The sequence below is a fragment of the Pseudomonas sp. SDT291_1_S447 genome (assembly GCF_054070155.1).
Genome location: NZ_JBSVXS010000012.1, coordinates 86,197 through 93,835, shown reverse-complemented (window position 1 = coordinate 93,835; position 7,639 = coordinate 86,197). Strand labels below are relative to the sequence as shown.

Below are 7,639 nucleotides of genomic sequence, written 5' to 3'. Positions count from 1 at the left end.
CTTTTGATCTTGCTTTAAAAAGCCAAAGTCAAAAGATCGCAGCCTGCGGCAGCTCCTACATTGGTTTGTGCGTTATGAGGCGATCAACTGGCGCAAGACGTAATGCAAAATCCCGCCCGACTTGAAGTACTCCACCTCATTCAACGTATCGATGCGGCACAACACTTCGATTTTCTCCTGCTTGCCATCCTCACGGGTAATCACCAACGGCAAGTTCATTCGCGGTGTCAGCTCGACGCCGGTCAAACCTTGAATTTCAAAGGTTTCCTTGCCCGTCAGGTTGAGACTCTTGCGGTTCTGATCAAGCTTGAACTGCAGCGGCAACACGCCCATGCCCACCAGGTTGGAACGGTGAATCCGCTCGAAGCTTTCAGCGATCACCGCTTTCACGCCCAGTAAGTTGGTGCCTTTGGCCGCCCAGTCGCGACTGGAACCGGTGCCGTATTCTTGTCCGGCAACCACCACCAATGGCGTGCCCGAAGCCTGATACTTCATCGCTGCATCGTAGATCGCCAGTTTCTCGCCGGTCGGAATGTAGATCGTGTTGCCACCTTCTTCGCCGCCAAGCATTTCGTTACGAATACGAATATTGGCGAAGGTGCCGCGCATCATCACTTCATGATTGCCACGCCGTGAGCCGTAAGAGTTGAAGTCCCGTGGCTCGACGCCTTTTTCGCGTAGATAACGCCCGGCCGGGCTGTCAGCCTTGATGTTGCCGGCAGGGGAGATGTGGTCGGTGGTCACCGAATCGCCGAGCAGGGCCAACACCCGCGCACCTTTGACATCCTTGATTTCCGGCAGCGGCCCGGAAATGTCGTCGAAGAACGGCGGATGCTGGATGTAGGTCGAATCGTCCTGCCACACGTAAGTCGCCGCTTGCGGCACTTCGATGGCCTGCCATTGTTCATCACCGGCAAACACTTCGGCGTATTCCTTGTGGAACATTGCCGTGCTGACCTGATTCACTGCATCGGCGATCTCTTTGCTGCTTGGCCAGATATCGCGCAGATACACCGGATTACCTTGCTGATCTTCGCCCAGCGGTTCGCTGCTGATGTCGCTGCGCACGCTACCGGCCAAGGCATAGGCGACCACCAGCGGCGGTGAGGCCAGCCAGTTGGTTTTCACCAGCGGGTGCACGCGGCCTTCGAAGTTGCGGTTGCCGGAGAGCACCGAAGCGACGGTGAGGTCGGCTTTCTGGATGGCTTTCTCGATCGGCTCGGGCAGCGGCCCGGAGTTGCCGATGCAGGTGGTGCAGCCATAGCCGACCAGGGAAAACCCGAGCTGGTCGAGGTATTGCGTCAACCCCGCAGCCTTGTAGTAGTCGGTGACCACTTTTGAACCCGGTGCCAGCGAACTCTTCACCCATGGCTTGCGGGTCAGGCCTTTCTCAACTGCCTTTTTCGCCAACAGCCCGGCAGCCATCATCACGCTCGGGTTGGAGGTATTGGTGCAGGAAGTGATCGCGGCGATGACCACGGCGCCGTTTTTCAGGCGATAGGTGCGGCCTTCGTATTCGTATTCGGTTTCCCCGACCAGATCGGCGTTGCCCACCGCGACACCGCCACCGCCTTCGCTTTCCAGACGTCCTTCTTCCTTGCTGGTGGGTTTGAACTGCAGGTCGATGAAGTCGCTGAATGCTTGCGGTACATTCGGCAGGGAGACGCGATCCTGTGGCCGTTTCGGTCCGGCCAGACTCGCTTCGACGCTGCCCATGTCCAGCGCGAGGCTGTCGGTGAACACTGGCTCCTGACCGGGCAGACGCCACAAGCCCTGAGCCTTGGTGTAGGTCTCGACCAGTTTGACCACTTCCGGCGGCCGCCCGGACAGGCGCAGATATTCCAAAGTCACGTCATCAACCGGGAAGAAGCCGCACGTCGCGCCGTATTCCGGGGCCATGTTGGCGATGGTCGCGCGGTCGGCCAGCGGCAGGTCGGCGAGGCCGTCACCGTAGAACTCGACGAATTTGCCCACTACGCCTTTCTTGCGCAGCATTTGCGTGACGGTCAGCACCAGGTCGGTGGCGGTGATGCCTTCCTTGAGTTTGCCGGTCAGTTTGAAGCCGATCACTTCCGGAATCAGCATCGACACCGGTTGCCCGAGCATTGCCGCTTCGGCTTCGATCCCGCCGACGCCCCAGCCGAGTACGCCGAGGCCGTTGATCATCGTTGTGTGCGAATCGGTACCGACCAGCGTGTCGGGGAACGCATAGGTGCGGCCGTCCTCATCCTTGGTCCACACGGTGCGGCCGAGGTATTCGAGGTTGACCTGGTGGCAGATGCCGGTGCCCGGCGGCACCACACTGAAATTGTCGAAAGCGCTCTGGCCCCAACGGAGGAACGCATAACGTTCGCCGTTGCGCTGCATTTCGATGTCGACGTTCTGTTCGAAAGCGCTGGCGGTGGCGAACTTGTCGACCATTACCGAGTGGTCGATCACCAGATCCACCGGCGACAGCGGGTTGATTCGCTGCGGATCGCCGCCGGCCTTGGCCATCGCCGCACGCATGGCGGCAAGGTCGACCACGGCGGGCACGCCGGTAAAGTCTTGCATCAATACCCGGGCCGGGCGGTACTGGATTTCGCGGTCGGAGCGGCGCTCCTTGAGCCACGCGGCAAGCGCCTTGAGATCGGCGCCGGTGACAGTTTTTTCATCTTCCCAGCGCAGCAGGTTTTCCAGCAGGACTTTCAGCGACATCGGCAGCTTGTCGAGATCGCCCAGGCTTTTGGCGGCATCCGGCAGGCTGAAATAGTGGTAAGTCTTGTCGTCGATTTGCAGTGTTTTAAGGGTTTTCAGGCTATCGAGGGACGGCATTACGATCACTCCTTTGAATCCGCACGGCTACGGATCGGGGGACGAATAGAGCTTTAAACCTAGCCCTGTTTTAGGTAGCTGGCTAATAACTGGACTCTATGGGCAAGTCCAAGGTTCCGACATCGGCTATCATGCGCCGGTTTTCGTGACAGGCTTTGCTGCAACGCAAGGTCTGGACATCGCGCAGTGGCCGAATGAGCGCCCGCTGCCCAGGAGTAAGAATGAACACCCTATTCATGCATTGCCGGCCAGGCTTCGAAGGCGAAGTCTGTTCGGAGATTTCCGACCTCGCCGCGCAACTCAACGTGGCCGGCTACGCCAAGGCCAAAGCGGCGACCGCCTGCGCCGAGTTTGTCTGCACCGAAGAAGACGGCGCCGAGCGCCTGATGCGCGGTCAGCGTTTCGCCGAATTGATCTTCCCGCGCCAATGGGCGCGCGGGGTTTTCATCGATCTGCCGGAAACCGATCGCATCAGCGTGATCCTCGCGCACATGGCCGAGTTCCCGGTGTGCGGCAGCCTGTGGCTGGAAGTCGTTGATACCAATGACGGCAAAGAGCTGTCGAACTTCTGCAAGAAATTCGAAGGCCCGCTGCGCAAGGCGCTGACCGGCGCCGGCAAACTGGTGGATGATGCGAACAAGCCGCGTCTGCTGCTGACTTTCAAGAGCGGTCGTGAAGTGTTTCTGGGTATGGCCGATGCCGGTAACTCGGCGATGTGGCCGATGGGCATTCCGCGCCTGAAGTTCCCGCGTGAAGCGCCGAGCCGTTCGACGCTGAAGCTGGAAGAGGCCTGGCACCACTTTATCCCGCGTGATCAGTGGGAAGATCGCCTGCACAGCGACATGACCGGCGTTGACCTCGGCGCCGCGCCGGGCGGCTGGACCTGGCAACTGGTCAACCGCGGCATGCTGGTGACCGCCATCGACAACGGCCCGATGGCTGAAAGCCTGATGGACACTGGCTTGGTGCAGCATTTGATGGCCGACGGTTTTACCTTCAAGCCCAAGCAGCCGGTGGACTGGATGGTCTGCGACATCGTCGAGAAGCCGGCGCGTAACGCCGCGATGCTCGAAGAGTGGATCGGCGAGGGGCATTGCCGAGAGGCGGTGGTCAACCTGAAATTGCCGATGAAGCAGCGCTATGCCGAAGTGAAGCGTTTGCTCGAACGCATTGCCGATGGTTTCAAGGCGCGCGGGATCAAGGTCGATATCGGCTGCAAGCAGCTGTATCACGACCGCGAAGAAGTGACCTGCCACTTGCGTCGCCACGATACCAAGAAAGCCAAATCCCGGTGAAACAACACAAAACCCTGTAGGAGCTGCCGCAGGCTGCGATCTTTTGATCTTGAAAAGCAAAGATCGCAGCCTTCGGCAGCTCCTACAGGGGGGTGGCGTAACGCCACAGATGACCGGATACCCGGCAATGCGCGACAATGCCGGCCAGTTTCAGGAGTGAATCATGAGTGAAATGATCGATACCCCGGTCGACGGGACCCTCGACGCCACCGGCCTCAATTGCCCGGAACCGGTGATGATGCTGCACCAGCACATCCGTGACCTGGCGCCCGGCGGCCTGCTCAAAGTGATCGCCACCGATCCATCGACCAAACGCGATATCCCCAAATTCTGCGTGTTTCTTGACCATGAACTGGTGAGCCAACATGAAGAGGCCGGTACTTACCTGTATTGGATCCGCAAAAAGTCCTGATCAAAGACAAAAAAAAGACCTGCATATGCAGGTCTTTTTTTATGGGCGATCAACCCGCCGAGCGACTGATCCGAATACGTTTGCGCGCGCTACGCGTCAACCGAATCGACAGCATCAACGCCGCACAGCTCAAGCCAACGATCAAACCCTGCCACAAGCCGCTCGGGCCGCGTGGCTCGCCGAGCCAGTCGGTCAAGCCGAGGGCGTAACCCACCGGCAAACCAATGCCCCAATAGGCGAACAGGGTCAGGATCATCGTCACTCGAGTGTCCTGATAACCGCGCAGTGCGCCGGCAGCGGTGACCTGAATCGCGTCGGAAAACTGGAACAGCGCCGAGTACACAATCAGCATCGCCGCAATGTGAATCACTGTTGGGTCAGCGGTGTAGATCGCCGCAATCGGCTCGCGCAGCAACAGCATCATGCTCGCCGACAGACAGGCGTAGGCCAGTGCGGTGCCCATACCGACGCCAGCGGCAAACCGCGCCTCACGCGGTTCTTCGCGGCCCAACGCCTGACCGACACGCACGGTCACCGCCATACCCAATGAGTACGGAATCATGAACACCAGCGAACTGACGTTCAGCGCAATCTGGTGCCCGGCCACCACGGTAGCGCCGAGGCTGCCGATCAACAGCGCGATCACGGCGAAAATACTCGACTCGGCAAACACCGCGATGCCGATCGGCAGACCAATCCCCAGCAGACGCTTGATCACTGCCCAATGCGGCCAGTCGAAACGGCTGAAGATTTCGCTCGAACGATAGGCCGGCGCCCAGCGCTCATAACCGGCCAGACCCAGCGCCATCACCCACATCACGATCGCCGTGGCCCAGCCGCAGCCAACGCCGCCCATGGCCGGCACACCGAAGTGGCCATAGATGAAGACGTAGTTCAGCGGAATGTTCAGCGCCAGACCGCACAGGCCCAACACCATAGCCGGACGCGTGCGACCGATGCCGTCACTGGTGCAGCGCAGCACGTGATAGAACGCCACCGCCGGCAGACCGCTGGCGATGCCGTGCAGGTATTGCATGCACGGGCCGATCAGCTCGGGATCGACCTTCATCAGGTGCAACACCGGTTCGGCGGCGACCAGCATCGCTGTCGCAATCAGCCCGACCACCAGCGCCAGCCACAACGCCTGACGCACGAGCGGACCGATTTCGCTGTGCGTACCGGCGCCAAAACGCTGGGCGACTTTCGGCGTAGTTGCCAGCAGCGTGCCGGTCATCAGCAGAAATACCGGCACCCAGATCGAGTTGCCAAGTGCCACGGCGGCCAGATCCTTGGGCCCGACGCGGCCAGCCATCACCGCATCGACGAAGCCCATGGCCGTGGTCGCCAGTTGCGCGATGATGATCGGCAACGCCAGGGCGAGCAGGTTCTTGAACTCCAGGCGAATACGCGCGGGGCGGGTGAGGGAAACAGCGACAGGTTGATCAGTTACAGAATTCACGGGCAAAGCGTCCACAGGTGTTGATGCGCAAGGCGCCGCATTCTACGCCGCTGACGCCTTGGTCAGGAAAAATCCTCTGTTGCGGATTTGTAAGCGCAAAGCCTGCTGGCCCGGCGACCGATCTGCACCTAAACTGCCGATCCGCCAAAGGAGCCCGCCATGCTGATTGTTGCCGACGAAAATATCCCGCTGCTCGATGCCTTTTTTGCCGGTTTCGGCGAGATCCGCCGGGTCCCGGGCCGTTCCATCGACCGAGCGACGGTCGAGCAGGCTGACGTATTGCTTGTGCGCTCAGTGACCAACGTCAACCGCGCGTTGCTGGAGGGCAGCAAGGTGCGCTTTGTCGGCACCTGCACCATTGGCACTGATCATTTGGATCTCGAGTACTTCAATGAGGCCGGCATCACCTGGTCGAGTGCGCCCGGCTGTAATGCCCGGGGCGTGGTCGATTACGTGCTGGGCAGCCTGATGACGCTCGCCGAAATCGAAGGTGTCGATCTGACTCAGCGCACCTATGGTGTCGTCGGCGCCGGTGAGGTGGGAGGGCGCCTGATCAAGGTTCTGAAAGGGTTGGGCTGGAATGTCAAAGTCTGCGATCCGCCACGTCAGGCTGCCGAGGACGGCGATTACGTAAGCCTGGAGCAGATCATCGAGCAGTGCGATGTGATCAGTCTGCACACGCCATTGACTCGCAGCGGCGACGGGGCCACTTGGCATCTGTTCGATCAGCAGCGTTTGCAGCAGCTCAAGCCCGGTGCGTGGTTGATCAACGCGGCGCGTGGTCCGGTTGTGGATAACGCCGCGTTGCGCAAAGTGCTGCTGGAGCGTGAAGACCTGCAGGCCGTTCTCGATGTCTGGGAGGCAGAGCCGGAGGTCGACGTGGCGCTGGCCGAGCTCTGCGTGCTGGCCACGCCACACATTGCCGGTTACAGCCTTGATGGCAAACAGCGCGGAACGGCGCAGATCTATCAGGCCTATTGCGAGTTCATCGGTCAGCCGTCCAGCATCCAGCTCAGTGACTTGCTACCGGCGCCGTGGTTGTCGCAAGTGACCTTGCATGGCGACAGTGATCCGGCCTGGGCGCTGGCGATGTTGTGCCGTGGTGTCTACGACCCGCGCCGCGATGATGCGGATTTTCGCCGCAGCCTTGTAGGCAATGTCGGCGAGCAGCGTGCGGCGTTCGATGTGTTGCGCAAGCAGTACCCAGTGCGCCGTGAGATTGAAGGGCTGAAGGTGCGGATTGAAGGGGCGTCGCCAGAGTTGGCGAGGATCGTGGCGGCGCTGGGGGCGGTGGCTATCTAGAAACCGGGTCGGCCCTTTCGCGAGCAGGCTGCGCCCAAATACCTGATCTGCAGACAGAAAAAACCCGGCCAAAGGGGCCGGGTCAGGAAGACGGTGGCTATATCACTCTTGTTCGGCAGGCTTGACCAATCGCTTCTCCAGCTCACTGCAGGCTTGCTGGATCATTTCTTCAGTGATCGGTACTTCGCGCCCATCCTTATCCAGTATCGAGCAACCCAGAGATTGGCCGGGCTTGGTGCGGATCACTTCAATTTTGTCTTCGCTGCTGTGTTGCAAGGACATGGCCTGTCTCCTCATCAGGTTGTGCGCCTAGGGTAAAACCGCCACGTGACCGGGCTGTGACAACTTCCTGCGGTC

The 7,639-nt window shown here is 60.2% G+C and carries 6 protein-coding genes; 3 read left to right on the top strand and 3 right to left on the bottom strand.

Annotated elements, in window-relative coordinates; genetic code table 11:
• Nucleotides 1–72 precede the first annotated feature (72 nt).
• A complete protein-coding gene (gene acnA, locus ACW9IR_RS06870; protein WP_457462327.1) occupies nt 73–2,814 on the bottom strand; it encodes an aconitate hydratase AcnA in 2,742 nt (913 codons plus the stop codon).
• Between the two features lie 221 nt (nt 2,815–3,035).
• Between acnA and rlmM the strand changes: the two genes are divergently transcribed.
• Nucleotides 3,036–4,109 (top strand): 23S rRNA (cytidine(2498)-2'-O)-methyltransferase RlmM, encoded by a 1,074-nt coding sequence (gene rlmM, locus ACW9IR_RS06865; RefSeq protein ID WP_102902009.1) that lies wholly within the window; start codon nt 3,036–3,038, stop codon nt 4,107–4,109.
• Between the two features lie 163 nt (nt 4,110–4,272).
• Nucleotides 4,273–4,521 carry a sulfurtransferase TusA gene (gene tusA, locus ACW9IR_RS06860; RefSeq protein ID WP_093433644.1) on the top strand — a complete coding sequence of 83 codons (249 nt, stop codon included), beginning with the start codon at nt 4,273–4,275 and terminating at the stop codon, nt 4,519–4,521.
• A 49-nt stretch (nt 4,522–4,570) separates the two neighbouring features.
• Here the strand turns inward: tusA and ACW9IR_RS06855 are convergent, their stop codons facing one another.
• Nucleotides 4,571–5,980 carry an MATE family efflux transporter gene (locus ACW9IR_RS06855; RefSeq protein WP_102902008.1) on the bottom strand — a complete coding sequence of 470 codons (1,410 nt, stop codon included), beginning with the start codon at nt 5,978–5,980 and terminating at the stop codon, nt 4,571–4,573.
• Nucleotides 5,981–6,139: 159 nt separating this feature from the next.
• Here ACW9IR_RS06855 and pdxB point away from each other — a divergent pair, with 159 nt between their 5' ends.
• Nucleotides 6,140–7,282: a 4-phosphoerythronate dehydrogenase PdxB gene (pdxB, locus tag ACW9IR_RS06850; protein ID WP_457462324.1), complete on the top strand. Its 1,143-nt coding sequence runs from the start codon at nt 6,140–6,142 to the stop codon at nt 7,280–7,282.
• A gap of 102 nt (nt 7,283–7,384) precedes the next feature.
• On the opposite strand, the gene ACW9IR_RS06845 is transcribed toward pdxB, so the two are convergent.
• Nucleotides 7,385–7,564 (bottom strand): PA1571 family protein, encoded by a 180-nt coding sequence (locus ACW9IR_RS06845; protein WP_038369402.1) that lies wholly within the window; start codon nt 7,562–7,564, stop codon nt 7,385–7,387.
• Nucleotides 7,565–7,639 lie beyond the last annotated feature (75 nt).